The following is a 24,462-nucleotide window of genomic DNA, read 5'->3' as shown; positions in this document are numbered from 1 at the left end:
TTGCCGGCAACTAGACGATGTTAGCCTTTCCGGCTGCGCTCGACGAACTTGTTGAAGCGGCTGGTCTTTCCGCCGCTGGTCTCATCCTGGTAGAGGAAGGCCAGTTCGTTCTCATCGAAGATCCTGAAGAACTCGTCCCATTCGACAGGCTCAAACGTCTCTTCAGGCTCGCCGAAGTCGATGCGCAGTATGCCGCCCTCGCCCTTGGTGCGCACCACCGCCGGCCGCCCGTCGCGATCCTCGGCCCAACGGCGGATTTCGTCGTGATCGGTGGTCGTCTTCGATTCAGACATCGCAATCTCCCTTCGATTCCACCGCAGACCGCGAGACCCCGCGTTGCCGGTCTGCCTCCACACAACCAGCAGATGCATCGCTGCCCGGCATGTGCGCGCGGTTGGTCGAACATGGCTCCTAACACCAAGCAGCCTTCGATGTTCCCACGCCTGGTTGAACCTACCCCGGCGAGCCTCCTGAACTTTGTTGAAGCAAGGGAACAAACCTTTCGCCCGGAAGTTTGGGGCGGCAAAGCCATTCGTATGAGGAGTTGTCGTGAAACGTATACTGGTCACGGGAGGCTGCGGTTTTATCGGCCGCCACGTCGCCCAGGAACTCGTTGAACATGGCTATGGGGTTTCAATTCTCGATGCGCTGCTGGAGCAGGTGCATGGCGGCGAGGCAATCAGCCTGCCGCCAGGCGCCAAGCTGATCAAGGGCGACGTTCGTGATCGCGACGCCATCGCAGAGGCGGTCGAAGATGTCGACGCGATCATTCACCTGGCGGCTGAAGTGGGCGTCGGCCAGTCCATGTACGAGATCGCCCGCTATGTCGGCGCCAACGACCTCGGCACCGCCACGTTGCTGGAGGCACTGATCAAACGGCCGATCGAACGGATCGTCGTTGCTTCGTCGATGAGCGTCTATGGCGAGGGTCTCTATGCCACGCCGGACGGCCGGCGCATCGACAATGCAAGACGGCAGCCGGACGACATCCGCAGCGGCCAATGGAATCCCCTGTCGCCGGAAGGAGAAGTCCTGTCGCCGCTGCCGACCGACGAGCAGAAACCGGTCGACCTCGCCTCGATCTACGCATTGACGAAATACGCCCAGGAACGCGCCGTGCTGATCTTCGGCGAAGCCTATGGCGTCGATGCGGTGGCGCTGCGCCTGTTCAATGTCTTCGGTGCCGGACAGGCACTCTCCAACCCGTATACCGGCGTGTTGGCGAACTTCGCCTCGCGCATCGCCAATGGCCAGCGGCCGCTGATTTTCGAAGACGGCGAACAGCAGCGCGACTTCGTTCATGTACGCGATGTCGCCCTCGCCTTCCGGCTGGCGCTGGAACAGCCCCAGGCGCGCGGCCACGTCACCAACATCGGCAGCGGGCGAGCCTACGCGGTCAGCGAGGTCGCCCGGCTGCTCGCCGAAGCAATGGGCGTGCCTGGCCGCCAGCCGGAAATCCTCGGCAAGGCACGCTCCGGCGATATCCGCAACTGCTTTGCCGACATCTCGAAGGCGCGCGAACTGCTCGGCTTCCAGCCGCAGTACAGGCTGGAGCATTCGCTCGGCGATTTCGTCGCCTGGGTGCGTAACACGGTCGCCATCGATCGCAGCGCCGAGATGAAGCGGGAACTCGAAGCGCGAGGGCTGGTATCATGAGACCGGATTCACGCAATTTTCGCGAAGCGCCCGTCGCCATTATCGGCGGCAGCGGCTTCATCGGCTCGAACCTCGCCGACAGCCTGTTGTCGGACGGCGAGCCGGTGCTGGTCATCGACAATCTGAGCCGTCCCGGCGTCGAACAGAACCTGGAATGGCTGACGCAAAAGCACGGCAACCGCCTCGCCGTCGAAATCGCCGATGTCCGTGACGCCGAGGCGCTGATGCCGCTGGTGGCGCGTTCGAAGGCGGTTTTCCACTTTGCCGCGCAGACCGCCGTCACCACGAGCCTGGTTCGGCCGGACGAGGATTTCGACATCAACCTGCGCGGGACGTTCAACGTCCTGGAGGCCGCTCGCCGCAGCGGCAAGCGCATCCCCGTCGTTTTCGCCAGCACCAACAAGGTCTATGGCCGCCTCGCCGATCTCGCCATGCGCGAAGAAGGCGGCAGATACGCGCCTCGCGACGCGGGCGTCCATGCGCACGGCATCGACGAGACGCGCGGCCTCGATTTCTGCACGCCCTATGGCTGCTCCAAGGGCGCGGCGGACCAGTATGTCCTCGATTACGCCAAGTCATACGATCTGCCGACGGCGGTGCTGCGCATGAGCTGCATCTATGGACCGCGCCAGTTCGGGACGGAGGATCAGGGCTGGGTCGCCCATTTCCTGCTTAGTGCCTTCTCCGACCGGCCGATCACCATCTATGGCGATGGCAAGCAGGTGCGCGACATCCTCCACGTTGCCGACGCGGTCGCGGCTTACCGCGCCGTGCTCGACCGCATCGAGGCGGTCAAGGGCCAGCCATTCAATCTCGGCGGCGGACCGGACAACGCCGTCAGCCTGCGCATGCTGCTGAAGGAGATTCGCGACATAACGAAACGGGACGTTCCGATTCGTTACGACCGCGAACGCACCGGCGACCAACCGTTCTTCGTCGCCGACACACGCGCGATCGAGGCGGCGCTGGGATGGAAAGCGCACGTCCCGTGGCAAAACGGCATCCGCGACCTCGCCGACTGGCTGCAGCGTCATCGCCTCGACCCGCATCCCGAACCGGCGAGGTACGTGGCATGAGGGTCGCTCTGGTCAATCCGTCCTGGACCTACCAGGACAGCATCTATTTCGGCTGCCGCCAGCCGCATCTGCCGCTCGAACTCGGCTATTCGAAAGCGCTGCTCGAAGCAGCCGGCCACGAGGTGCTGATGCTGGACGGGCAGATCCAGAAGCTCGACAACGCCGCGCTCGCCGATCGCGCCGCCGCATTCGAGCCTGACATGACCGTCGTCAGCACCGCGCCGACCTACCTGTTCTGGCGCTGCGCACCGCCCGAGTTGCGCGTGCCGGCCGATTTTCTCAACCATCTTGCCGGGCGCGGCGGTCGCACCGTCGCCGTCGGGCCGCATGGCTCGGCGACGCCGACGCCGACTTTGCGCAAGCTTGGCGTCGACATCGTCGTGCGCGGCGAATGCGAGGAAGTGGTCGCGGAACTTGCCCGGCGCGACGACTGGAGTGCGGTGCCGTCCACCGCCCACTTCGAGGATGGAGAACTGGTCTCGAACGGCGGCGTGCATGCGAGCTCGTTCATCGATCACCCAGCGCTCGAATGGCCATCAGACTGGATTGCCGCCCATTCGCACCATCATCACCGCTTCGACGACGACCAGGTCGGCTTTGGAGCGGAGGTCGAGGCGTCGCGCGGCTGCCCGTATAATTGCAGTTTCTGCGCCAAGATCGATTTCCGCGATGCCTATCGCCGCCGGAACCACGAAGCAGTGATCGCCGAGATCGACCGGCTGATCGCACAGGGCGTCGGCTACATCTATTTCATCGACGAGATCTTCCTGCCGCAAAAGGCATTGCTGGAGGCGCTGGTCGATCGTGATGTGAAGTTCGGCGTGCAGACCCGTATCGACCTCTGGAAGCCGGAATTGCTGAAGCTGCTCGGCGCCGCCGGCTGCGTCTCCATAGAGGCGGGGCTCGAAAGCCTGACGGTGGAAGGCCGCGCCATGCTGGCAAAACGCTGCCGTTTGGGCACCGGGGAGCTGGCCGCGTTGCTGGTCGACGCAAGGCGCCACGTGCCGTTCGTGCAGGCCAATCTGATCGGCGTGGTCGAGGACGATCCCGCGCTCGTCGATTATTGGCGGAAGCACCTGATCGACAACGGCGTTTGGGCCAACGAACCGGTGCCGCTCTATCCTTATCCGAGTTCGCCGAGCTACCGCGAACTTTGGGGCGAGCCGGACGATCTCGCCTGGGAGCGCGCGCATGAACATTATCTCGCATCCTTCCGAACGTTCAGCGACATCCAGGAGAAGCGGCCGCGTCCGCTGGCCGAATTGGAGGCCACATGTTGCGGACACTGAGCCCGCGGCCGCGGCGTATCCTGATGACTGTCGATGCCGTTGGGGGCGTCTGGCGTTATGCGCTCGATCTGGCCAGGCAACTGGTCGCCGGCGGCGACAGCGTCGTGCTTGCCGGGCTTGGTCCGGAACCGTCCAGGCAGCAGGCGGAGGAGGCCCAGTCATTCGCAACGCTGACATGGCTCAACACGCCGCCCGACTGGATGACCCGCAACGAGCACGACCTCGACACATTGCAGCAGGATCTGCACCCGCTCATACGTGACTACGCCGTCGAAATCGTCCATCTCAACGCGCCGACGCAGGCCGCGGGGCTCGACGTGCCCTGCCCCGTTGTGGCGGTGTCGCATTCCTGCGTGGTGACATGGTTCCACGCCGTCAAGGGACAGGCGGCGGACGGCGAATGGGCTTGGCAGAAGGACCGCAACCGGCGCGGTCTCGACAAAGCAGGAATGGTCGTTGCGCCGAGCCGCAGCCATGCCGACATGCTGGAAACCTGCTACGGGCCGATCGCGCGCCTGAGTGTCGTCGGCAACGGCGCACGGCCCGGCCTGAAGAGCGAAAGGCGGGAATCGATCGTTTTCGCCGCTGCGCGCTGGTGGGATGAAGGAAAGAACGCGGCGGTGCTTGACCAGGCCGCCTCCCTGACGCAATGGCCGGTCTTCGTCGCCGGCTCGCAGCAAGGGCCGGACGGCCAGCATGTTGGCTTCAGTGGCGCCGTTCCCCTCGGGCCGGTGCCACATGAGGAAGTGCGCTCGCTGATGGCTCGGGCCGGTATCTTCGTATCGCCGTCGCTCTACGAACCGTTCGGCCTGGCCACGCTGGAAGCCGCAATGTCGGCAACGCCCTTGGTGCTCGCCGATATCGCGACCTACCAGGAACTGTGGGACGGCGCGGCCCTGTTCTACGACGTGCGCGATCCGAGTGATCTCGCCAGCTGCATCAATGGCCTTTGCAATGACGCGCAGCGCCGGCGAGAGCTCGGTGAGGCGGCGGCGCGCCGAAGCCGCAGATTTTCACTGGCAAGGCAGGCGACCGCCATGCGCGGCGTCTACGACAAGGCGGCCCTGGCCACCATGGCGGATAATTGATTATGCGATTTTTATTCTACACCCATTCGATCGTTTCCGACTGGAACCACGGCAACGCACATTTCCTGCGCGGCATCATGCGCGAGCTGGTCGCGCGCGGGCACCAGGCGATCGCGCTGGAACCCGCCGACGGTTGGAGCCGGTCGAACCTGGTAGCCGAGAAAGGGTCCTTCGCGATCGAGCGATTCCGGAAGGATTTCCCCGAGTTGATGCCGGTGACCTACGATGCCGCTTTCGACCACGAAGCCTGGATATCCGATGCCGATGTGGTGATCGTGCATGAGTGGACCGAGCCGGACCTTGTTGCGCGGCTGGGCAAGGCGAAAGCAACTGGCGGCCGTTTCACGCTGCTGTTCCACGACACGCACCATCGCGCCATCTCGGCCACGCAAGCGATTTCTGCCTTGCAGCTTGAACATTACGACGGCGTGCTCGCCTTCGGCGAGGCGCTGCGGGAAAGCTATCTTCGCGCCGGATGGGGCAAGCGGGTCTTTACCTGGCACGAGGCAGCCGATGACCATCTGTTCGAGCCCCATCCTGAAATCGAGCGCTGCGCCGACCTGATCTGGATCGGCAATTGGGGCGACGACGAGCGCAGCGCCGAAATCAGGGAATTCCTGGTCGAGCCGGTGCGTGAGCTCGGATTGAGCGGCACTGTCCACGGCGTTCGCTATCCACGGCAAGCGCTCGCCGACCTTGCGGCCGCCGGCCTGCACTACGAAGGTTGGATCGCCAACGCCGACGTGCCGAAGGCGTTTGCAGCAAACCGCATCACAGTGCACATCCCCAGGCGTCCATACCGCGAAAGCCTGCCAGGCATCCCGACCATCCGTATGTTCGAGGCGCTCGCCTGCGGCATCCCGCTCGTTTCGGCGCCGTGGTCCGATGTCGAACGCCTGTTCAGGCCCGGCGTAGATTTTCTGTTTGCAAACAACGGTTCCGAGATGCGGCGTCATCTTCGCGCCGTGCTGCACGACGCGGATCTCGCCGCCTCTCTGGCGACTTCGGGCCTCGAGACCATCCGCTTGCGGCACACATGCCGGCACCGGGCGAATGAGCTGTTCGGCGTGCTCGCCGAATGCGGGCGCCGCCAAGCCGCGGACACGATCCTTGCAACGGAGGCCGCCGAATGAAGATTGCATTTTACGGGTCAAGCCTGCTGTCGTCCTACTGGAACGGCGCAGCCACCTATTACCGCGGGCTGCTCAAGGCTCTGGCCAGGCTCGGCTATGACATCACCTTCTATGAGCCCGATGTCTACGATCGCCAGAAGAACCGCGACATCGAGGCGCCGGACTGGTGTGCCGTCGTCGTCTATGAGGCGACCCCACAGGCGCTGATGCAGGTGGCGGCGCGGGCGGCGGAGGCAGACATCGTCGTCAAGGCGAGCGGCGTCGGTTTCGCCGACGACGCGCTGTTGCGGGCGGTGCTCGATCACGCCCGTGCCGATGCGCTCACCGTATTCTGGGATGTCGATGCGCCGGCGACGCTTGGCCAGTTGCGCGACGAGCCCGACCATCCGCTGCATCGCGCGCTGCAGGAAATCGACCTCGTGCTGACCTATGGCGGCGGCGACCCGGTGGTCTGGGCCTATCGGGCAATGGGGGCGGCCGAATGCGCGCCGATCTACAACGCGCTCGATCCGGAAACGCATCATCCGGTCGGCAAGGACATGCGCTTTGCCTGCGATCTCGCCTTTCTCGGCAACCGGCTGCCGGACCGCGAGGCGCGCGTCGAGGCCTTCTTCCTCGACCCGGCCGGCCTCTCCGCCGATCAGCGCTTCCTGCTCGGCGGATCGGGCTGGGGCGACAAGCAGATGCCCGCCAATGTCCGATGGCTCGGCCATGTCGGCACGCGCGACCACAATGCATTGAACGTCACGGCCAAGGCGGTGCTGAACATCAGCCGCGACAGCATGGCGGCCAATGGCTTTTCACCTGCGACGCGCGTTTTTGAGGCGGCGGGCGCCGGCGCATGCCTCATCACCGACGCCTGGCTCGGCGTCGACCTGTTCCTGAAACCCGGCGAGGAAATCCTGGTCGCGCGCGATGGCGAGGACGTCGCCGAGATCATGCAAAGCCTTAGTGCCGAACGGGCCAAGGCGATCGGGACATCGGCGCTTCGGCGCGTGCTTGGCGAACATACCTATACGACACGTGCCGTTTTAGCCGACGCCATCTTCAGGCGCCATTTCGAGCGTCCGACCGTGGAGGCGGCCGAATGACAAAGCCGCTCGACATCGTCTTTCTTGGCCTGTCGCTCTCCTCATCCTGGGGAAACGGCCACGCCACCACCTTTCGGGGGCTGCTTAAAGGTCTCCACGAACTCGGCCACCGCGTCACTTTTCTCGAACGCGACGTGCCGTGGTACGCAAGTCACCGGGATCTGCGCGATCCCGATTTCTGCGCCTTGCGCTACTATGAGACGACCGATGATCTTCGCCGCAATTTTGCGCGCTGCCTGCGCGATGCCGATATCGTGGTCGTCGGCTCCTTCGTTCCCGAAGGCCCTGAAATCATCGACGTCGTGGCATCGCTGTGCACGGGTCAGTTCTGCTTCTACGACATCGACACGCCGATCACGCTGGCAAAGCTTTCGACCGATGATTGCGAGTACATTGCCAGGCGGCAGGTCCCGTATTTCGACGTCTATTTCTCCTTCACCGGCGGGCCGACGCTTGCCCGTCTGACGGCGGAATTCGGCGCGAGGCGGGCCGAGCCGCTCTACTGCTCCGTCGACCCGGAACGGCATCACGGAACCGGTGATCCAATCCGCTGGGATCTCGGCTATCTCGGCACCTACAGCCCCGACCGCCAGGCGACGCTAGAGGCCCTGCTGTTCGAACCGGCGCGTCGCATGCCGGAGCGCCGCTTCGTCGTGGCAGGCTCGCAATATCCGCGCGAAATCGCCTGGCCGGACAATGTGGATCGCATCGAACACCTGCCGCCGGCAGATCACGCCGCCTTTTACAGCCGCCAACGCTACACGTTGAACGTCACGCGCAGTTCCATGATCGCGGCCGGATGGTCGCCCAGCGTGCGCCTCTTCGAGGCAGCCGCCTGCGGCACGGCGATCATCAGCGATAGCTGGGCCGGACTGGACAGCCTGTTTCCAGAGCGGACGATCCACACGGCGCGCAGGACCGAGGACGTAATCGGTATCCTGTCTGGGGAATCCGACGGCGCCCGGCTTGCCATGGCCAGGCAGGCGCGCGTGCTCATCCTCGCAGCTCACACAAGCATCGCAAGAGCCCGCGAATTCGTTTCGCTGCTGGCGCAGGCCAAATCGCCACGTTCTGTTCTCGATCTGGACGTCGAGAGCGCAGCATGACCCGCAGACGGGAGAAGATAGAGATGCAGCTATCAAGAAAGGCGCAACGGACCAAGACCGTGCTTGTCGCCGGCGGCGCAGGTTTCCTCGGTTCGCATCTTTGCGAGACAATGCTCCAGGCCGGCTGGCGCGTGATCTGCGTCGACAATTTCCTTACCGGCCGCATGGAGAACATAGCATCGATCGCCGATCGTCCGGATTTTCGGCTGATCAAGCAAGACATTTGCCGACCGTTGGAGCTTGGCGAACCGGTTGACCGCATCTTCAACATGGCGTGCGCGGCCTCGCCACCACGCTATCAGGCCGACCCGGTCCACACGACACGGACTTGCGTCATCGGGACGCTCAATCTGCTGGAGCTCGCCGCCCGTAATGGCGCCCGCTTCCTGCAGGCGTCCACCAGCGAAATTTATGGCGATCCCGAACAGCATCCGCAGAAGGAAGACTATGTCGGCCACGTGAACTGCATCGGCCCCCGCGCCTGCTATGACGAAGGCAAGCGCACCGCCGAAACCTTGTGCTTCGATTATTTGAGAATGGGAAAGGCCGATATCCGTGTCGCGCGCATCTTCAACACCTATGGTCCCAGGATGGATCCTGCGGATGGACGGATCGTTTCCAATCTGATCATGCAGGCACTCGAGAGACGGCCGCTGACGATATTCGGCGACGGGCTGCAGACCAGGTCGTTCTGCTACGTTTCCGATCTGGTCGACGGCTTGATCCGGTTGATGGAGGTCAATCCCAACCCGCGCCAGCCGATCAATCTAGGCAATCCGGGGGAGTTCACCATCCTGCAACTGGCGGGCCTGGTGAGAGGCATGACCGCCACCAAATCGGACTTGAAATTCCTGCCGCTGCCGCAAGACGATCCTCGTCGTCGGCAACCCGACATTTCCCGTGCAAGGAAGCTTCTCGGCTGGTCGCCCAAAGTGCCGCTCAGGCAGGGTTTGATGCGCACAATCGGCTATTTTGCCGAGCTTGAGACGGCGCAGATGGTCGACAGAAGACGTCGAATTGCCGCCACCGTGCGTTCTGCATCAGGCCGGCTGCAAAACCTGCCGGCCTGAAGGCGGGGAGCGTCTGGCCGCTGCTTGGTCACGACGGAAAGCGCCGTCGTCTCGGATTTGGTCACTTTTTCTCGTTGCGGGAACAACCCGTCCAGCTTCTGGTTCTGTCAAGGTACCGGCATGGAGACGATTGTGCATCCGAAGCGATCCGCCAAAGACATCGAACAAATGGCCGCAAAGGAGACGGCTGCCTTCCTGCGGCGCGCCTCCATCACCTATCTGGAATGTTGTGTGAGCCTGATGATGACGCATCTTCAGCGCGAGGAGGTAGCGGCCATCCTCGAAAAGGAAGCGGATATGCTGCGCCGGCTGGACTGATCCTGGTCGAGCGGCGGCAGGTCGCCTTGGCTTTCCAGGAAACGAAGCAGCGCGGCAGCGTAACGTCTTGCCGCGGCCGCCAGCCGGATCTGTTCCCGATCATCGCCCGATCGCTCAGCCATGCTCCACAAGCCAAGCTGGAAGGCGAGATAGCAGGGCTCGTAGTAGTGGACCAGATTGGCATCGACGCGACGAGAGGTAGTCGCCTCGACAGCTTTGCACAGTGCCGCAGTCGCTGCGTCGGAGAGGCTGTACTCGACACGGGCGCCGGCAATGTCCCAGGCGATGTCCTGGCAGCCGATCAGATCGTGCGATCGGCAATGGTCGAGGGCGTCCGTCTTGATCAGCGTTCCGCCGCGCGAAAGGATGAACTCCCACGGATGAAGCCGCCCGTCGATCTCGACCCGCTGCATGTTCTTGGGTGGAGCCCGTGTCGAAAACCAGTTCTGCAGCTCCGCCGCGCGGTTTTCGCCCAGCGTCTCACTTGTATTCCGCACGGCCATGTCGGCAAGGGCCTCCAGCGAGGCGCCCGGCTGGGAGGCGGGCAGATTGGCTGCGCGCCAGGACAGATAGCGCGCGAGATGAGCGACCATTTTTTCTTTCGAAAGCCTTGCCCGGTCCAGCGTTGCACCGTCGATCCAGCGTTCGACGAGAAAGCCATGGCACAGCCCGGCGACTTCCGGGCCAAAGCCTGCATCGTGCAGCTTCCTGGCGGTCTCGGCCTTTTGCATTCCGATTTCGCCGAGGCCAACGAATTTGACCGACCATTTTCCCCGGCCCGCAAAAGCGAGGAACTTTCGCCGCTCGAAGCCGCGGTGAACAGGTGGCCAATGATCCAGCGAGCCATAGTGCAAGCGACGCCACTCTCCGGCGGATGTTTCGGTCAGGCTGGCCGCTGTGCGGCCGATCGTCCTGGCCACCCAATCCCGCAACGTCGGGACAGCGGATCCAGCAGGGAAAGTCCGTTCGAAATCCACGCTGTGTTTTTGGCAAACCGTCCATGCCTCCCGACTGTTCGTCGATGCCTCGGGGCCCGGCCCACCCGAATGGCTGGGGAACAGATGGATGCGCCCGGCATCGATATCCAGCGCTTGCAGCCATGCGACGACTGCGTGAAACGAGCTGCCGGACAGGCCCGGGCCCTCATCGACGACAGCGAAATGGGCCGATGGCCTTGTCCTCCAGCCGCCGATCAGTTCCGGATCGGCGGCAAGCCGCCTGCGAAACGGATGACCGGTCGGACGGACGCTGACGGGTGCCGGTGCGCCGATGGCTGCAGCCACCATCGCTGCAAGCCCCAGGCCGATGCTGCGGATGCCGATTACGCATGTGTTCGCATCGAGACCCGACTGCCGCGCGGCGACGAAATAGCTCTCCGGATAGAGCGCGTAATGGGCGTAGCCCTCGGCCGTGCCGATGAGGATTTCGCCATCGCAATCGAGTTCGGCCAGCATTCGCGGCACTTCGGCATCGACCGGGCCGTCGATGGCGAATCCGGCCGCCCACGATCTGCCCACGTCCCGGGCCAAGCCGACCAGGAGATTTGCGCCCGCGATCCGCTGTCGGGAATTCCTGTCCATGCCGTTGGCCTCGAATTCAGCATCGGCAAGGCCCTGGACCAATTCCGAGATCTTGATGAACAGGCCGACCAGGGCTGCGTGCCGTCCGATCCCGCTTGGCATATCCGCAATGTGCCCGGCCGCTTTGCAGGCCGAGCCGCGAACATATCGCGCGCTCTCAATTCGCTTGTGGTCGCCATAGACGATCATTGTCCCGTCCCGGTTGGCCTCACTGCACAACTCGGCGAGCGCTACTTTGATCCACCATCGGTTGCACGATTTTTGCAGCCGGCAAGGAACAATCAGCGAGGCAGGCGGTTTGGCACGAAGAACTTACCTTCAACAGCATAGGCAGCGGTTTCGTGGGATCGAAGAAAGTTCGGATCGGAATAGTCGGCGTCGGCAACTGCGCCTCCTCCCTTGTTCAGGGCATCACCTATTACCGCGACGCAAGGAGCAATGAGCCCATACCCGGGCTGATGCATGCCGATCTTGGCGGCTATCATGTCAAGGACATCGAAGTGGTCTGCGCTTTCGACGTCGCCAACGGCAAGGTCGGACGCGATGTGGCAGACGCGATCTACAGCGCGCCGAACAATACTTTCCGCTTTGCCAATGTAGCGCCTACCGGCGCCCGCGTCGAACGCGGACCGACGCTGGATGGCATCGGCAAATATCTGCGCGACGAGATCGTGGAGGCCGACGAGCCGGTCGCCAACATCGGCAAGATCCTCGCCGAAAGCGGCGCCGAAATCCTGGTGTCCTATCTGCCTGTCGGTTCGGAGGAGGCAACGCGCTTTTATGCCGAGTGCGCGCTCGAGGCGGGCTGTGCCTTCGTCAACTGCATACCCGTCTTCATCGCCTCGCGGCCGGAGTGGCGCCGGCGCTTCGAGCAGCACGGCCTGCCGCTGATCGGCGACGACATCAAGAGCCAGGTCGGTGCGACGATCGTCCACCGGCTGCTCGCCAACCTGTTCCGCGAGCGCGGCGTGCGCATCGATCGCACCTATCAGCTCAATTTCGGCGGCAACACCGACTTCCTCAACATGCTGGAACGCGAGCGGCTGGAATCGAAGAAGATCTCAAAGACGCAATCCGTCACCAGCCAGATCGACGTTCCCCTGGAGCCCGGCAACATTCACGTCGGGCCGAGCGACCATGTCCCGTGGCTGACCGATCGCAAGTGGGCCTATATCCGGGTCGAAGGCACAACCTTCGGCGGTGTGCCGCTGAATGCCGAGCTCAAGCTGGAAGTGTGGGATTCGCCCAATTCGGCCGGCGTCGTCATCGATGCGGTGCGTTGCGCCAAGCTGGCGCTCGACCGCGGTATCGCGGGCGCGCTGACCGGTCCCTGCAGCTATTTCATGAAATCGCCGCCCGAGCAGTTCACCGACGCGGAAGCCCGCCAGCGCACGCTCTCGTTCATCGCCGGCAAGGACGAGCCGATGCTCGATGCCGCGGAATGACGACGACGTTCTTTCTGGTGCGCCACGCCGCGCACGACAATGTCGGCTGTTATCTTGCCGGACGGATGGCCGGCGTTTGCCTCGGCGAAGCCGGCAAGGCACAGGCCTCGCATCTGGCAGACCGCATGGCACGCGACGCGATAGCGGCAATCTTCTGCAGCCCGCGCGAACGCACGCAGGAGACTGCCAATCCGATCGCGCTCGCCTGCAATGCCGGTGAGATCGTGATCCGCGAGGAACTCGATGAGATCGACTTCGGCACCTGGTCGGGAAAGACCTTCGAAGAGCTGAACCAGGATGCCGACTGGCGAGTGTGGAACGACCAGCGTCAGCAGGCGAGAACACCGAGCGGCGAGACCATGCTGGACGTGCAGCAACGCGTCGTCTCATTGATCGAGCAGGTCCGCGGCACCTACCAGAACCAGGGCGTCGCACTGGTCAGCCATGCCGACGTCATCAAGGCCGCCGTGTGCAAGGTGCTCGGCCTGTCGCTGGGAAACTGCTTTCGCTTCGATATCGACCCAGCGTCGATCACCACGGTTGTTTGGGGGGACTGGGGGTCGAAGCTGATCAGACTCAACGAAGCTGCCTGACGAGGAATTGCCGGATGCGCATGGTCATTTTCGGTCTTACCGTGACATCGTCGTGGGGCAATGGGCACGCTACGCTGTGGCGCGGATTGATCCGGGCGATGGCCGGGCTGGGCTGGTCTATCACCTTCTTCGAACGCAACACTCCCTATTATGCCGGGACGCGCGACCTCGACCAGTTGGATGGCGGCAACCTCGTCCTTTATCAGGATTGGGAGGACATCCAGCGCGTTGCCGAGCAGGCGATGAATGAGGCCGATGTGGTCATCGTCACCTCCTATTGCCCCGATGCCGTGAGCGCGTCGCGCCTTGCCCTCCAGGCCTGTCGCGGGCTGAAGGTGTTCTACGATCTGGATACGCCGGTGACACTGGCGCGGATCGAACAAGGTGAGCCTCCGGCCTATTTCGGGCCGGAAGGGCTTCGCGATTTCGATCTCGTGCTGAGCTACACGGGAGGCACCGCGATCGACGCATTGAAGTCGATGCTGGGTGCACGCCGCGTCATGCCGCTCTACGGCCATGTCGATCCAGAGCGACACCGGCCGGCTCCGCCCAGGCCGGAGTTTGCCGGCGACCTTTCCTATCTCGGGACCTATGCGGCAGACCGCCAGGTCGGGGTCGAGAGGCTGCTGGTCAGTCCGGCTGCGCGCCTGCCGGAGCGCCGCTTCATCATTGGCGGCGCACAATATCCGCAGGAATTCCCGTGGAGCGACAATATTTTCTTCGTCCGGCATCTGCCGCCGGCCGACCACCCCGCCTTCTTTTCATCATCACGGCTGACCCTGAACGTGACCCGCGAGGCGATGGCCGAAAGGGGCTGGTGTCCTTCCGGCCGGCTGTTCGAAGCCGCCGCTTGCGGTGCCGCGATGGTGAGCGACACATGGCCGGGACTGGAGGCCTTTTTCCGGCCCGGCGAAGAGATCGTCGTGGCGAACAGCACCGACGACGTGGTCGCCGCGCTCGACCTGTCCGACGCCGAGCTTGACGCTATCCGCCGCCGAGCGCGCGAGCGGGTGCTGGACGAACACACCTCGGCGCGGCGCGCGAAGGAATTCGACCGCATCCTGTCCGATGCACTGCACGGCTCCACGCATGGCGAGCCGTTGAAGGAGGCAGTTTGATGTTGGGCATCGTGCCCGCAGCCGGACGGGGAAGCCGCATCCAGCCGCTCGGCTTTTCGAAGGAGCTTCTGCCGGTCGGCAGCCGCATCGACGGCAACACCGAGCGGCCTTGCGCGGTCAGCGAATACCTGGTGCGCCGCATGGTGCGCGCGGGGGCCGACAAGATCTGCTTCGTCATCGGCTCGGGTAAGTCGGATATCCTCGAATATTATTCTGCCGGCTATGCCGACGCGACTGCGCTGTTTGTGGTGCAGCCCTCTCCGGTCGGCCTTTGCGACGCCATCTTCCGTGCCGCACCGCTCGTCACAGCCGATGAGACCGTTCTGGTCGGGTTGCCCGATACAATCTGGTTTCCCGAAGACGGCTTCCTGGCCCTCCCGGACGACGGCCTGTCCTTCCTGCTGTTTCCGGTGGACCAGCCGGAGTTCTTCGATGCCGTCGTTGTCGACCAGGACGACCGGGTGAAGCAAATCCAGGTCAAGCAGCAGAATGCCCAATCGAACTGGATCTGGGGTGCGTTCAAGATGCCCGGCCGCACCCTTCACCAGCTCGCCGCGCTGTGGCGGGAACGGGACCGGTGCGACGAATATATCGGAACGCTGGTCAATGCCTATCTCGCCGCCGGAGGCGATGCCTATGGCATCAAGGCTGGCACCGCCTATGTCGACGTCGGCACCTTCAACGGCTACCGCACCGCACTTCGCCTGCTTGAAAGCGCCGGCGGTACCAAGGACGACCAAGTCGCCATTACGCTGCCCGGCCACCAGCACGTCCCTGTCCTCGCAGGCGAAGGAGGCTAGCCATGCTGCATTCCGATGCCGAAATCCGCCGCCGTATCGATGCGCTCGGCCCATGGTTCCACAACATGGAATTGGCCGGCGTCGAAACGGCTCCCGATCATTTCCTCGGCAATTACCCCCTGATCAAATGGCGCAAATTCGCCGACGCCATCCCCGCCGATCTTTCCGGCAAGGCGGTGCTCGACATAGGCTGCAATGCGGGTTTCTATTCGATCGAGATGAAACGCCGCGGCGCCGGCCGCGTGCTTGGCATCGATTTCGATGAGGCTTACCTGGCGCAGGCGCGCTTTGCCGCTGAGGTAGCAGACTGCGACATCGAATTCCGGCAGCTCTCGGTCTACGACGTTGGCGCCCTGCATGAGCGGTTCGACATCGTGCTGTTCATGGGCGTGCTCTACCATTTGCGCCATCCCTTGCTCGCACTCGATCTGATCCGGGAGCACGTCGCCCGGGACCTGATGATCTTCCAGTCGATGCAGCGCGGCAGCACCAACGTGCCGGCGCTCGAGCAGAATTATCATTTCTGGACCCACGACCTGTTCGACCGGCCGGAGTTCCCAAAGCTGCATTTCATCGAGCATCGCTATGCCGACGACCCGACCAACTGGTGGATTCCCAATCGCGCCTGCACCGAAGCCATGCTGCGCAGCGCCGGCTTCGAGATCGTGCTGCAACCGGAGCAGGAGGTCTATTTCTGCCGCACCGGCGACGTGCCGGCCGGCGGCGCCGCCGTCTACCCGTCGAAAGGACCGATAAATGATTGAAGCCGCGATGATCTGGAACGAGCCCAACAACAAATCCCACTGGGATCCCGAGCTCGACCCCGACTGGAGCCGCTTCGCCAACATGGCAATCCTGGCCGCCGACGCGATCGCGTCGGAGAATCCGGCCTTGACCAAGGTTCTTGGCGGCATCTCGCCGATCGATGCCGGTTTCATGACACGGATGAAGGAGTTCGACGTGCTCGATCATGTCGATGCTGTCGCCGTGCACGGTTTCCCGCTCGACTGGAACCTCTGGCAGATCCACGAATGGCCGCAGAAGATCGGGGAGATTTCGGCTGTCACCGATCTTCCGGTATGGGTCAGCGAGGTCGGCGTGTCGACCTTCGGCGCCGAGGAGGTGCAGGTCTGGGGCCTGCGCCGGACCGCGGAACTGCTGATCGGCAACGCACCGCGCATCCAATGGTATAGCCTCTACGACCTGCCGCGAGAATGGGAAGCGACGACGCGCCATCGCGAGGCGGAAGGCTCTTCCTACTACCGCCATTTCTACATGGGCCTGCTGCGCCAGGACGGCACGCCAAAGCCCGCGCTCGAGGAATTCCTGCGCCACGCGCCGGCAATGGGACTGGTGCAGTGGTTCCATTTCGAAGATCACCGGCTGGGTGACGCCGTCGCCTGGATGAAACGGCTCGGCGTCACCAATCTGCGCACCGGGCTTTCCTGGGCCGACAGCTTCAGGCCGAACGCACTTGACTGGTTCGACAGGCAGATGGAGGCGTTGGCCGACTTCGACGTGACGGTCACCTTCTGCTTCACGCCGGAACACCGCGGAATGATGCCGCACCACAGCAGTCCGCCGCTGGTGCCGGAGGAATTCGCCGACTTCTGCGCGGCAATGACGCGCCGATATGCCGGCAGCATCGCTGCCCCTTCGGTCGGCAGGCTGCGCGCCTCCGCAGCGTGAGGAGCTTCGGCTCTCCAGCCATGACGCTCACCGTCCTCAACGTCGCCTATCCCCTCGCCCCGGTCGGGCCGGATGCGGTCGGCGGCGCCGAGCAGGTTCTGTCGATGCTCGACCAGGCGCTCGTACGCGCCGGACACCGTTCGATCGTGATCGGCTGCCAAGGCTCGAGCGCGGCGGGTGTCCTCATCGAGACGCCGGCCGAACCGGGCGTGCTCGATGAAGCGGCGAGGCACCGGGCACAGCGTGCTCATCGCGCCGCAATTGCTGCCGCGCGCGCCCGTTGGCCAATCGACGTGGTTCATTTGCACGGCATCGATTTCGACGCCTATCTGCCGGGCGACGGGCCGACATTGGTGACCTTGCATTTGCCGCTCGACTGGTATCCGGCCGACGCTCTCAATCCGGCGCGAAACGATCTATGGCTGCATGCTGTATCCGCGGCTCAGCAAAGAACCGCGCCGCCGGGAGCCAGGCTGATCGGGCCGATTCCCAACGGAGTGGACGTCGACGCGCTGAGCGAACCGCAGGCCAAACACGACTTTGCGCTCGTGCTCAGCCGCGTCTGCCCGGAAAAGGGCATCCATCTGGCGCTGGACGCAGCCAAGAAGGCCAGCGTGCCGCTGGTCATCGGTGGCAAGGTCTACCCCTATGAAACGCACACAGCGTATTTTCGCGACGAGGTCGAACCCCGGCTGGACGACCGGCGCCGCTTCCTTGGTCCGCTCGGCTTTGTCGCCAAGCGGCGCCTGCTGAACACAGCCCGCTGCCTAGTCATCCCGAGCCTTGCCGCGGAAACCAGTTCGCTCGTCGCCATGGAGGCGCTCGCCTGCGGCACCCCCGTGGTGGCCTTCCCGAATGGCGCACTGCCGGATGTGGTCGAGCACGGCAAGACCGGGTATCTGGTTGGGGATGTCGACAAGATGGCCGAAGCCATCGCTGCCGCACCCAGCCTGGACCCCGAGACCTGCCGGGCCGAGGCGCGGCGGCGCTTTTCACTCGACCGCATGGTTTCCTCCTACATGGACGCCTATCGGGCGCTGGCACGGCTCGGCACAGACAGCGGGCAGCTCGCGACGGCAAAGTGAGCGCGACATGCTCCGCAGTGAGATCATCGACGATCCGGCGGACCTCGAAGCCCTCGAGCCGCACTGGTGGGAACTCTGGTCGAGCAGTCCCTCGGCGACGCCGTTCCAGTCTCCCGCATGGTTGCTGCCATGGTGGCGGACATTTGCTCCCGGCGACCTAGCGACGGTCGCCATCTGGCGTGGCGACGATCTGGTCGGCCTGGCGCCACTCTATCTGGAACGCCACGACGCCGGCGCGCGATTGCTTCCGCTCGGCATTTCGGTGAGCGACTATCTGGATGTCCTTTGTCTTCCCGAGATCGCCGAACCGGTCGGCGCAGTCATCGGTGGCGCCGTTCTTTCCGTCGGCTGGTCACAGTGGATCTTGCAGGACCTGCCTCCCGGCGGCGCCGGCCTTGCCATCAGGCATGCCGCGCTCGAATCGTGCCAAGCCGTCGGTCACGCCGCTTGCCCGGTGCTCGCCCTCGCCGGCGACCAGACGCTTCAAGGCTGCGTTCCGGCGCGGCGGAGGCGCCAATTGCGCCGCGCCCACAGGGCCGCGTCGAGACGCGGCAGTGTCTCCATCGAACCCGCTTTGTCCGATCCGCAGACATTCCTCGACCACCTGATCCGCCTTCACCGCGCGCGCTGGGCCGGACACGGCGACGGCGTTCTGTCCGATTCCCGCGTGGAAGCATTCCACCGTCAGGCGCTGCCGCAGCTGGTCGCACAGGTACTTGCCCGATGCTGGCTTATCACGATCGGTAACGCGATCGTGGGCGCCTATTACGGGTTCCATCATCGGGGCCGCGCTTGCGCTTACCTCGGTGGCTTCGATCCGGCCTATGCCGAGGAAAGTCCCGGCGCGCTGCTCATCGGCCAAGCGATAAGGCAGGCGATCTGCGAAGGCGCGGAAGAGTTCGATTTTCTGCGCGGACAAGAGGCCTACAAGTACAGCTGGGGCGCCGTAGACCGGTGGACGATGCGCAAGATCTGGACGCGGAGCAAAGGGCGATGAGCGCGACCCAGCCGGAATCTCGGCGGTCGACATCAGCAAGGCGGGTGCTGGAGGATTGCATGGCAGACGGTGCCGGCGTCGAAGCCGTCATCGCAAGGCTGGCTCTCCGTTTCGAGACAGGAATCGATGCTGCAGAATTGGCGAAGATTGCGCAAAACACGCACTCGGCTGACCCGCGAAACACGGCAAAACTGCAACGGATTGCCGACCTGCTGCGGCGCAGGCCCGAGATATTCGCCACGCTGCGCAAAACAGGTGGTGCCGTTCGGCACGAGCGTGGCGAGGACGAGACCGACGATGCGGTCGTCAAGCGGCTGGCGGCCGGGTTTGACGCGGCGGCGGCGATCTCCCCGGCGGCGAGCGTCCAGCTGTCATCGCTGGGCAATGAGGAAAAGCTCTCTGCCGCTACGGCTGAGATCGTTGCATGGCTGGAGAGGCGAGGCTTTACCGGCACTGACCGCGACATACTGGATATCGGCTGTGGTATCGGTCGGTTCGAACAGGCGCTCTCCGCTCTGTCGCGCCGGATCGTCGGCAGCGATATATCCCCAGCGATGATCTCGATCGCCCGCCGGCGATGCGCCGGGCTCGGCAATGTAGAATTCCGCCCTACGCGCGGTTTCGATCTTGCCGATTTTTGCGATGCCAGCTTCGACCGCGTGCTGGCCGTCGACAGCTTTCCCTATCTGGTGCTGGCCGGCCTTGCGGAGCGACATTTCGTGGAAATCGCGCGCGTGCTGAAGAGGCCGGGCATGGCCGCGCTTTTGAATTATTCATATCGCGGATCGCCGGCGCTGGATCGCGCCGATGTCCATAACTTCGCCAACGCAAATGGCATGCAAGTCCTCGTCGACGGCGAAAAGCCTTTCCGGCACTGGGACGGCGATGCCTTCCTGCTTACGATTTCCATCGGAACATTGCGGCCCAACGCTGGTTCGGATGCCGAACGGGAAAAGCCGCTATTCGACAGTATGAAGGAGAACAAGATGGCGTCCGGCAGCAAGAAGCACATCGGTCGCGGCAGTCACGGCAAAGGCGCTGGCGCTGGCGCGATGACCGATCTTCCCAAGGACAAGATCGGAGAGAACGCCGTTCTGTCCAACAGAGACAAGAAGCAGCACACCAAGGAGCGTGGGCTCGACGGCAATCGGGTCAAGTCCGAGCAGTACCAGGATCATTCAGCGGATCGGCGGCCTGAAGACTGATCGTTGCGGCAGCATATGGCTTGCAGCCGGCGAGCAATTGAAACGCAGCGAGAGCCCAACCGCTGACGAAGCTGTGCAAGGACCGATGCCGGTCGCATGGACGCCCTGCAAATTCTTGCAAACTCGCACTGTTGCCACCAGAGTGAGGTGAAGGAACCAACATTTGCCAAGAGAACGCGATGTCTCGCTCAAGGGAAGATTCCGGCAGCAGGCGTGCCGATCTGACGATAGATCGGGAAATCGCTTCCTTGCTTGCGGCCATCGAACAGGAAAGGGTTCCTGACCGGCTGACCAAACTTGCGATCGAGTTGCAGCATGCGCTTATCGAAAGGCGCTTGCGCGAGACCAGCAACTAACGTGACGTGTATTAGCGGCGCCTCTCGGCTTCGAAGTCCAGCTGTCCTTCGGACAGATAGCTGCGCCTTTCCATCAGGGTTCGCGAGGAACTTTCGCCAAGGTATTCCAGCACGCCGGCGCGTGCCCTGTTGAGCCGGCTCTTCACGGTTCCCACCGCGCAACCGCATATTTCGGCGGTTTCCTCGTAGCTGACGCCCAGAACGCCTATCAACATCAGAACCTCGCGCTGGTGCTCGGGAAGGCTCTGGATGGCCTGGTGGACCTCCTTGCCCTGTACGGACCATTCCTGCGTCGCTTCCGAGATCGGCCGCAGCGAAGCGCAGTCGAGCAGGCCGGGCGCTTCCCTCACCGCGGCCCTGACACGCGTGTAGTAGGTGTTGCGCATGATCGTGAAGAGCCATGACTTCATGCGCGTTCCAGCTTCGAACTTGTCAATGTTGGCCAAGCCCTTGGTCAGCGTCTCCTGGACCAGGTCGTCGGCATCATCGGGAGTGCGGCAGAAGGTGCGGGCGAAAGCCCTCAAAGCGGGTATGAGGTCGACGATGGAAACTTCTTCGGTTTCGCGAGTCGCCAAGGCGTAGGCTGTAGGTGGCAATGGTCCAGCTCCCGTCCAGAATGAGTTCGTGAGCGCAGACCAGTTAAATGCATTGGGCGAAAGATCGTTCCGGCTGGCGAAAATCACCCGGATCGGGAACCGGAGCGGCTTGGCTGGGCAACCCAGCCGGCGGTGATATTTTTGACGGAACAACCACCGGTATCGCGGAGTTGGAATCCAGGCCGTCCGAAAATCCGGGGCGCCGCCATTGGCGTGTCGAAACGCGATTTTCGCAGCGAGCCTGGGCCGCCACCTCAAGGACAGTCCGCCACCTCAAAACAGGAGGAACCCATGACAGGAAACAAGCACGCCAAAGGCAAAACGCCGGCCGATAGCGACCTTGCCAACGATCCCGGCATCGGCAGTTCCAAGGGCACGATCAAGGAGGGCGACCGGCTCGATCAGGGCGACAACACGTTCGAAGGCGATGTCGAGAACGACACCACGCCTCAAGGCGGTATCAATCCCCGGCAAAAGATGCGGACCAACAAGTGACGCCAGCATCGGCCGGCGCACGATCGAACAAACCCGCTGCAACCCGTGCAGCAATCCCGCGTTAAAGGGCATGGGCCTCGCGTCCGCCCAGCGTTGATGCGACAGGCTCTTTCGCGGAGACACAGATGACAAAAAAATCGTTTGGCCGCCCCGTTCCAATTCTCGTCGGCCTTGGTTTCCCTCGCCATGTCGAAAATATCTGGCAGGCCTATGACGTCTTGAACGAATGGCCGAGCCGCGGCCCGGCGCACAAGGCGGCGTTCGACGCCTGTCGCGCCGGGCTGGCTGACGAGGTCGATGCCGAGACCGTGCGCGCGGCGTTCGAAGCATTCGCCCGCAAGGCGGGCATTCTGGCGCACGATGTCGCCGCCGAAATACCAGCAGGCACCAATCCCACTGCGGTTCGCGACGTCGGCTAAAATGCCCAGCAGGCCATGTGACCCGCTGAGGCTAATTTATATCAAGGGTGGTTAAATCGGGAGGACCGCCATGCTGGAGATAAAGTTCGATGCTCCGGTTTGCATCTACTTCGGCAAGCCGGGACGATCGCGAATGGTCAGCTCCGTTTTCGAGGCTTCTTACTGCCTCAAAAGCGAGAAATGGCCTGCCCGCAATGCCCCGTTGTCGCTGATGGCGGGGGATGCATTGGATGGCGCCCAGATCGGCCAGATTACGGCAGCGGAAGCCCGCGAAGCATTTATCGACGCGGCTTTGGAAGCGAAGATTCTTGTCGAAGGCGAGCCGCATGACACACATGCCCGGACAGCCTTCATGCCGGACGGCGGGTGAACCGGCAGGCTGCTTCCCCGCAGAGCCGTTTATCACGAATGGCTGGCTTCCTCGGCCTTTTTCTCCCGCTGCTGCCTGAGGACCTCGTCGGTTCCGACCAGCTTCTTCGATCCGCCGGGGATCGCGGTGGAAACAACAGCCGGCGGGTCGCTTGCGGGGAAAGAATCCTCCAGACCCGCCTGCAGCTGGTCTTCCAGCGTCTGCGGCTCTTCCGAGCGGCCAGGGGTCCTTCGGGTGTCTACATTCTCCAGCGGCTGTGTCATGTCCGGTGAAGACCTGACTTCTCGAATCCAGCCATAGAGCTGTTCGATGGCAAATTCCTTCATTGTGTCGAAATCGGCCTTTTCGTCACGCGATGCCTCGATTTGGTCAACCATGGTCTTCTCGAACCGTTCGAGGCTCTCGCTTCCACACGCTCGGCAGAGACGCACCAGCGCCTCGCGCAGTATGAGCGGCGCAAAGTGCGCTGTCGCCTCGAGCCTGAGCTGCTGCAAACGCTCCGGAGTAGCGGCTTGGAACTTCGACATGTTCGACCTCTCGCCTTGTGGAGCATGTCAACGAAAATTGTCGGCGGATGTTCCATCGGTGGTGGCCGGTGCATCGCTTGATCCTCAGCGGTGCGCGCCACCACCGACTGCAATGCGGATACCGAGACCGACGACGAAGCAGCTGTGCCGGATGACCGTCCCGGCCGCCCGCTATGTAGAATCCATGCGGCTACTTCGGCCCGGATTCGCCAGATGCCTTGGTGCCATCGTTGGACCTGCCGGCATTTTGCATCATCTTGAGTGCTTCGTCCCTGGTCAGACCGCACCTGCGGGCAAAACAATCGATCTCATAGGCAACTCGGCCGACAGGTCGTGTTTGGCATGCATTTTTCGCTGGTGTTTGCGTGCGCCCATTCAGACTCGGTCCCGGATCAGCCGGTTCCCAGCGCCTGGCCAATCCGTTTCGGCAAGTTTTCTCACGCGCCGTCTGGCCGGCCCACCCTGTCCTCGAGTTCGTTAAGGAACGCGAGCAGCGCGTCCTCAGGATCGTCTGCCTCTTCGGTCAGCATATCGATGCCCCAGTGGCCGAGGACAGCCTCCTGGACGATGCTCGGCTGCGACATGAAGATGAAGGATTTCGGGCGATTCTTGTCATAGCCGGAGCGGCGCCAGGTCTGCCAAAGCCGGTGCAGCAGCAGACGGATGTTCATGTCGGACATGCTGTAGCCGATGAACAGGATGGTGCGCCCGAGCGCGTCGGCCCGAAATTTCACGTCGAGCGGCGAATCGAACGACAGCCGGTCGAAATAGTCGGTCTCCGCCAGGACCAAAGATTTATCGTCGTCGAAATCGCCGTGGAATTTGATGATCTGCGTCACCTCGCCAGTGGCCTTGGGCAAATCCTTCGCATTGGCCACTTTCACAAAGGGCCGGCTATGGATCTCGAAGGCAACTTCGAGATTTCGGTCGTAGTTTGTCGTGTAGATGATCGGAAAATCGAGCGACACGATGAGCTTGTGGATCGCCGAGCCCTGCACTTTCTCCCGCGAGACGCTCCATTCACGATCCATCCAGCTGCGCAAGGGGCCGAGGCTCCCCTGCTTCAGCCGGTAGTATTCGGCAAGCGCCTGATAGCTGGCCTCCGGCGCACCGATCGTATCCTCGTCCAGACCGAGTTCTTTTTGCATGTGTTCGATGAGCTTTTGCCAGGACGGCAAGCCGACGCTCATCGACACCCCGGCTCCAACGAACAAGATCGCTCGCCGCTCTTTTACCGATTGAGCCAGTTGCTCGACTGCAGACAGCATTCGACACAACTGCGAAAAGCGCCGCTCCGTTCCAGCCGAACCCGGACCACCGGGAATAGATTTACTTCCGACTTGAGTGCTAACATTCGGAT

General features: G+C 63.1%; 27 protein-coding genes and 1 pseudogene. 22 read left to right on the top strand and 6 right to left on the bottom strand.

Annotated elements, in window-relative coordinates; all coding sequences use genetic code 11:
• Positions 1–20 precede the first annotated feature (20 nt).
• Positions 21–293 carry a hypothetical protein gene (locus tag NKI54_RS08685; protein ID WP_023676123.1) on the bottom strand — a complete coding sequence of 91 codons (273 nt, stop codon included), beginning with the start codon at positions 291–293 and terminating at the stop codon, positions 21–23.
• A gap of 256 nt (positions 294–549) precedes the next feature.
• On the opposite strand from NKI54_RS08685, the gene NKI54_RS08680 reads away from it, so the two are divergent.
• Genes NKI54_RS08680 through NKI54_RS08640 form a run of 9 tightly spaced genes read left to right on the top strand, consistent with a single transcriptional unit; the run spans position 550 to position 9,827 of the window.
• Positions 550–1,656, top strand: a complete 1,107-nt coding sequence (locus NKI54_RS08680; RefSeq protein WP_352691154.1) for an NAD-dependent epimerase/dehydratase family protein — start codon at positions 550–552, stop codon at positions 1,654–1,656.
• On the top strand, positions 1,653–2,732 hold the full coding sequence (locus NKI54_RS08675) for an NAD-dependent epimerase/dehydratase family protein (RefSeq protein WP_352457432.1): 1,080 nt from the start codon (positions 1,653–1,655) through the stop codon (positions 2,730–2,732). Before NKI54_RS08680 ends, NKI54_RS08675 begins: the two co-directional genes overlap by 4 nt.
• Positions 2,729–4,021, top strand: a complete 1,293-nt coding sequence (locus tag NKI54_RS08670) for a TIGR04295 family B12-binding domain-containing radical SAM protein (protein WP_352691152.1) — start codon at positions 2,729–2,731, stop codon at positions 4,019–4,021. Before NKI54_RS08675 ends, NKI54_RS08670 begins: the two co-directional genes overlap by 4 nt.
• A complete protein-coding gene (locus NKI54_RS08665) occupies positions 4,006–5,109 on the top strand; it encodes a glycosyltransferase family 4 protein (RefSeq protein ID WP_352691151.1) in 1,104 nt (367 codons plus the stop codon). Before NKI54_RS08670 ends, NKI54_RS08665 begins: the two co-directional genes overlap by 16 nt.
• 2 nt (positions 5,110–5,111) lie before the next feature.
• Positions 5,112–6,242, top strand: coding sequence for a CgeB family protein (locus NKI54_RS08660; protein WP_352691150.1), 1,131 nt, complete (start codon positions 5,112–5,114; stop codon positions 6,240–6,242).
• Positions 6,239–7,333, top strand: a complete 1,095-nt coding sequence (locus NKI54_RS08655) for a CgeB family protein (protein ID WP_352569250.1) — start codon at positions 6,239–6,241, stop codon at positions 7,331–7,333. Before NKI54_RS08660 ends, NKI54_RS08655 begins: the two co-directional genes overlap by 4 nt.
• Positions 7,330–8,439 carry a CgeB family protein gene (locus tag NKI54_RS08650; RefSeq protein ID WP_352691148.1) on the top strand — a complete coding sequence of 370 codons (1,110 nt, stop codon included), beginning with the start codon at positions 7,330–7,332 and terminating at the stop codon, positions 8,437–8,439. Before NKI54_RS08655 ends, NKI54_RS08650 begins: the two co-directional genes overlap by 4 nt.
• A 23-nt stretch (positions 8,440–8,462) precedes the next feature.
• On the top strand, positions 8,463–9,509 hold the full coding sequence (locus NKI54_RS08645) for a UDP-glucuronic acid decarboxylase family protein (RefSeq protein ID WP_352691146.1): 1,047 nt from the start codon (positions 8,463–8,465) through the stop codon (positions 9,507–9,509).
• Positions 9,510–9,533: 24 nt separating this feature from the next.
• Positions 9,534–9,827 carry a hypothetical protein gene (locus tag NKI54_RS08640; protein WP_352691144.1) on the top strand — a complete coding sequence of 98 codons (294 nt, stop codon included), beginning with the start codon at positions 9,534–9,536 and terminating at the stop codon, positions 9,825–9,827.
• On the opposite strand, the gene NKI54_RS08635 is transcribed toward NKI54_RS08640, so the two are convergent.
• Positions 9,764–11,596: a hypothetical protein gene (locus tag NKI54_RS08635; RefSeq protein ID WP_352691142.1), complete on the bottom strand. Its 1,833-nt coding sequence runs from the start codon at positions 11,594–11,596 to the stop codon at positions 9,764–9,766. The genes NKI54_RS08640 and NKI54_RS08635 overlap by 64 nt on opposite strands.
• Positions 11,597–11,748: 152 nt before the next feature.
• On the opposite strand from NKI54_RS08635, the gene NKI54_RS08630 reads away from it, so the two are divergent.
• The 10 genes and pseudogenes from NKI54_RS08630 (at position 11,749) to NKI54_RS08585 (ending at position 20,339) form a co-directional block, all read left to right on the top strand.
• The gene (locus NKI54_RS08630) at positions 11,749–12,852 is read left to right on the top strand and encodes an inositol-3-phosphate synthase (RefSeq protein WP_352569245.1); all 1,104 of its coding nucleotides are present in this window, start codon (positions 11,749–11,751) and stop codon (positions 12,850–12,852) included.
• Positions 12,849–13,445 carry a histidine phosphatase family protein gene (locus tag NKI54_RS08625; RefSeq protein ID WP_352569244.1) on the top strand — a complete coding sequence of 199 codons (597 nt, stop codon included), beginning with the start codon at positions 12,849–12,851 and terminating at the stop codon, positions 13,443–13,445. The genes NKI54_RS08630 and NKI54_RS08625 overlap by 4 nt, the downstream gene beginning before the upstream one ends.
• Positions 13,446–13,459: 14 nt before the next feature.
• Positions 13,460–14,563, top strand: coding sequence for a CgeB family protein (locus tag NKI54_RS08620; RefSeq protein WP_352569243.1), 1,104 nt, complete (start codon positions 13,460–13,462; stop codon positions 14,561–14,563).
• The gene (locus tag NKI54_RS08615) at positions 14,563–15,363 is read left to right on the top strand and encodes a nucleotidyltransferase family protein (RefSeq protein WP_352569242.1); all 801 of its coding nucleotides are present in this window, start codon (positions 14,563–14,565) and stop codon (positions 15,361–15,363) included. The genes NKI54_RS08620 and NKI54_RS08615 overlap by 1 nt, the downstream gene beginning before the upstream one ends.
• 2 nt (positions 15,364–15,365) lie before the next feature.
• Positions 15,366–16,127: a TIGR04290 family methyltransferase gene (locus tag NKI54_RS08610; protein ID WP_352569241.1), complete on the top strand. Its 762-nt coding sequence runs from the start codon at positions 15,366–15,368 to the stop codon at positions 16,125–16,127.
• Entirely contained in the window at positions 16,120–17,052 is a 933-nt protein-coding gene (locus NKI54_RS08605) for a glycoside hydrolase 5 family protein (protein WP_352569240.1), read from the top strand. Before NKI54_RS08610 ends, NKI54_RS08605 begins: the two co-directional genes overlap by 8 nt.
• 20 nt (positions 17,053–17,072) lie before the next feature.
• Positions 17,073–18,137 (top strand): glycosyltransferase family 4 protein, encoded by a 1,065-nt coding sequence (locus NKI54_RS08600; protein ID WP_352691140.1) that lies wholly within the window; start codon positions 17,073–17,075, stop codon positions 18,135–18,137.
• A 7-nt stretch (positions 18,138–18,144) separates the two neighbouring features.
• Entirely contained in the window at positions 18,145–19,134 is a 990-nt protein-coding gene (locus NKI54_RS08595) for a GNAT family N-acetyltransferase (RefSeq protein WP_352691138.1), read from the top strand.
• Positions 19,131–19,895: pseudogene (locus NKI54_RS08590) on the top strand (class I SAM-dependent methyltransferase); the annotation flags it as partial. The gene NKI54_RS08595 and the pseudogene NKI54_RS08590, both read left to right, overlap by 4 nt.
• A gap of 225 nt (positions 19,896–20,120) precedes the next feature.
• Positions 20,121–20,339: a hypothetical protein gene (locus tag NKI54_RS08585; RefSeq protein WP_023676213.1), complete on the top strand. Its 219-nt coding sequence runs from the start codon at positions 20,121–20,123 to the stop codon at positions 20,337–20,339.
• Positions 20,340–20,527: 188 nt separating this feature from the next.
• On the opposite strand, the gene NKI54_RS08580 is transcribed toward NKI54_RS08585, so the two are convergent.
• Together NKI54_RS08580 and NKI54_RS08575 are read right to left on the bottom strand one after the other, a co-directional pair.
• Positions 20,528–20,656, bottom strand: a complete 129-nt coding sequence (locus NKI54_RS08580; RefSeq protein WP_352634551.1) for a hypothetical protein — start codon at positions 20,654–20,656, stop codon at positions 20,528–20,530.
• A 50-nt stretch (positions 20,657–20,706) separates the two neighbouring features.
• Complete coding sequence (locus tag NKI54_RS08575; RefSeq protein ID WP_352634736.1) at positions 20,707–21,270, bottom strand: sigma-70 family RNA polymerase sigma factor; 564 nt, start codon at positions 21,268–21,270, stop codon at positions 20,707–20,709.
• A 312-nt stretch (positions 21,271–21,582) separates the two neighbouring features.
• Between NKI54_RS08575 and NKI54_RS08570 the strand changes: the two genes are divergently transcribed.
• The 3 genes from NKI54_RS08570 (at position 21,583) to NKI54_RS08560 (ending at position 22,575) form a co-directional block, all read left to right on the top strand.
• Positions 21,583–21,786, top strand: coding sequence for a hypothetical protein (locus tag NKI54_RS08570; protein WP_023676144.1), 204 nt, complete (start codon positions 21,583–21,585; stop codon positions 21,784–21,786).
• A gap of 125 nt (positions 21,787–21,911) precedes the next feature.
• Positions 21,912–22,205 (top strand): DUF982 domain-containing protein, encoded by a 294-nt coding sequence (locus NKI54_RS08565; RefSeq protein WP_023676145.1) that lies wholly within the window; start codon positions 21,912–21,914, stop codon positions 22,203–22,205.
• A gap of 70 nt (positions 22,206–22,275) precedes the next feature.
• The gene (locus tag NKI54_RS08560; protein WP_023676146.1) at positions 22,276–22,575 is read left to right on the top strand and encodes a DUF982 domain-containing protein; all 300 of its coding nucleotides are present in this window, start codon (positions 22,276–22,278) and stop codon (positions 22,573–22,575) included.
• 32 nt (positions 22,576–22,607) lie between these two features.
• Here NKI54_RS08560 and NKI54_RS08555 read toward each other — a convergent pair whose 3' ends face one another.
• Positions 22,608–23,102, bottom strand: a complete 495-nt coding sequence (locus NKI54_RS08555; RefSeq protein ID WP_023676147.1) for a hypothetical protein — start codon at positions 23,100–23,102, stop codon at positions 22,608–22,610.
• Between the two features lie 437 nt (positions 23,103–23,539).
• Positions 23,540–24,370: an SIR2 family NAD-dependent protein deacylase gene (locus NKI54_RS08550; protein WP_352796248.1), complete on the bottom strand. Its 831-nt coding sequence runs from the start codon at positions 24,368–24,370 to the stop codon at positions 23,540–23,542.
• Between the last annotated feature and the right edge of the window lie 92 nt (positions 24,371–24,462).

It is taken from the genome of Mesorhizobium sp. M0663 (genome assembly GCF_040320585.1).
Classification (GTDB): domain Bacteria; phylum Pseudomonadota; class Alphaproteobacteria; order Rhizobiales; family Rhizobiaceae; genus Mesorhizobium.
This window is presented reverse-complemented; position numbering and strand designations above follow the sequence as displayed.

Bases quoted from the DNA above. Each gene is read 5' to 3' on its own strand.
- NKI54_RS08685 (WP_023676123.1), bottom strand. From the start codon at position 293: ATGTCTGAATCGAAGACGACCACCGATCACGACGAAATCCGCCGTTGG.
- NKI54_RS08675 (WP_352457432.1), top strand. From the start codon at position 1,653: ATGAGACCGGATTCACGCAATTTTCGCGAAGCGCCCGTCGCCATTATC.
- NKI54_RS08670 (WP_352691152.1), top strand. From the start codon at position 2,729: ATGAGGGTCGCTCTGGTCAATCCGTCCTGGACCTACCAGGACAGCATC.
- NKI54_RS08665 (WP_352691151.1), top strand. From the start codon at position 4,006: ATGTTGCGGACACTGAGCCCGCGGCCGCGGCGTATCCTGATGACTGTC.
- NKI54_RS08660 (WP_352691150.1), top strand. From the start codon at position 5,112: ATGCGATTTTTATTCTACACCCATTCGATCGTTTCCGACTGGAACCAC.
- NKI54_RS08655 (WP_352569250.1), top strand. From the start codon at position 6,239: ATGAAGATTGCATTTTACGGGTCAAGCCTGCTGTCGTCCTACTGGAAC.
- NKI54_RS08650 (WP_352691148.1), top strand. From the start codon at position 7,330: ATGACAAAGCCGCTCGACATCGTCTTTCTTGGCCTGTCGCTCTCCTCA.
- NKI54_RS08645 (WP_352691146.1), top strand. From the start codon at position 8,463: ATGCAGCTATCAAGAAAGGCGCAACGGACCAAGACCGTGCTTGTCGCC.
- NKI54_RS08635 (WP_352691142.1), bottom strand. From the start codon at position 11,596: ATGATCGTCTATGGCGACCACAAGCGAATTGAGAGCGCGCGATATGTT.
- NKI54_RS08625 (WP_352569244.1), top strand. From the start codon at position 12,849: ATGACGACGACGTTCTTTCTGGTGCGCCACGCCGCGCACGACAATGTC.
- NKI54_RS08620 (WP_352569243.1), top strand. From the start codon at position 13,460: ATGCGCATGGTCATTTTCGGTCTTACCGTGACATCGTCGTGGGGCAAT.
- NKI54_RS08615 (WP_352569242.1), top strand. From the start codon at position 14,563: ATGTTGGGCATCGTGCCCGCAGCCGGACGGGGAAGCCGCATCCAGCCG.
- NKI54_RS08610 (WP_352569241.1), top strand. From the start codon at position 15,366: ATGCTGCATTCCGATGCCGAAATCCGCCGCCGTATCGATGCGCTCGGC.
- NKI54_RS08605 (WP_352569240.1), top strand. From the start codon at position 16,120: ATGATTGAAGCCGCGATGATCTGGAACGAGCCCAACAACAAATCCCAC.
- NKI54_RS08600 (WP_352691140.1), top strand. From the start codon at position 17,073: ATGACGCTCACCGTCCTCAACGTCGCCTATCCCCTCGCCCCGGTCGGG.
- NKI54_RS08595 (WP_352691138.1), top strand. From the start codon at position 18,145: ATGCTCCGCAGTGAGATCATCGACGATCCGGCGGACCTCGAAGCCCTC.
- NKI54_RS08585 (WP_023676213.1), top strand. From the start codon at position 20,121: ATGGCGTCCGGCAGCAAGAAGCACATCGGTCGCGGCAGTCACGGCAAA.
- NKI54_RS08580 (WP_352634551.1), bottom strand. From the start codon at position 20,656: ATGCTGCAACTCGATCGCAAGTTTGGTCAGCCGGTCAGGAACCCTTTC.
- NKI54_RS08570 (WP_023676144.1), top strand. From the start codon at position 21,583: ATGACAGGAAACAAGCACGCCAAAGGCAAAACGCCGGCCGATAGCGAC.
- NKI54_RS08565 (WP_023676145.1), top strand. From the start codon at position 21,912: ATGACAAAAAAATCGTTTGGCCGCCCCGTTCCAATTCTCGTCGGCCTT.
- NKI54_RS08560 (WP_023676146.1), top strand. From the start codon at position 22,276: ATGCTGGAGATAAAGTTCGATGCTCCGGTTTGCATCTACTTCGGCAAG.
- NKI54_RS08555 (WP_023676147.1), bottom strand. From the start codon at position 23,102: ATGTCGAAGTTCCAAGCCGCTACTCCGGAGCGTTTGCAGCAGCTCAGG.
- NKI54_RS08550 (WP_352796248.1), bottom strand. From the start codon at position 24,370: ATGCTGTCTGCAGTCGAGCAACTGGCTCAATCGGTAAAAGAGCGGCGA.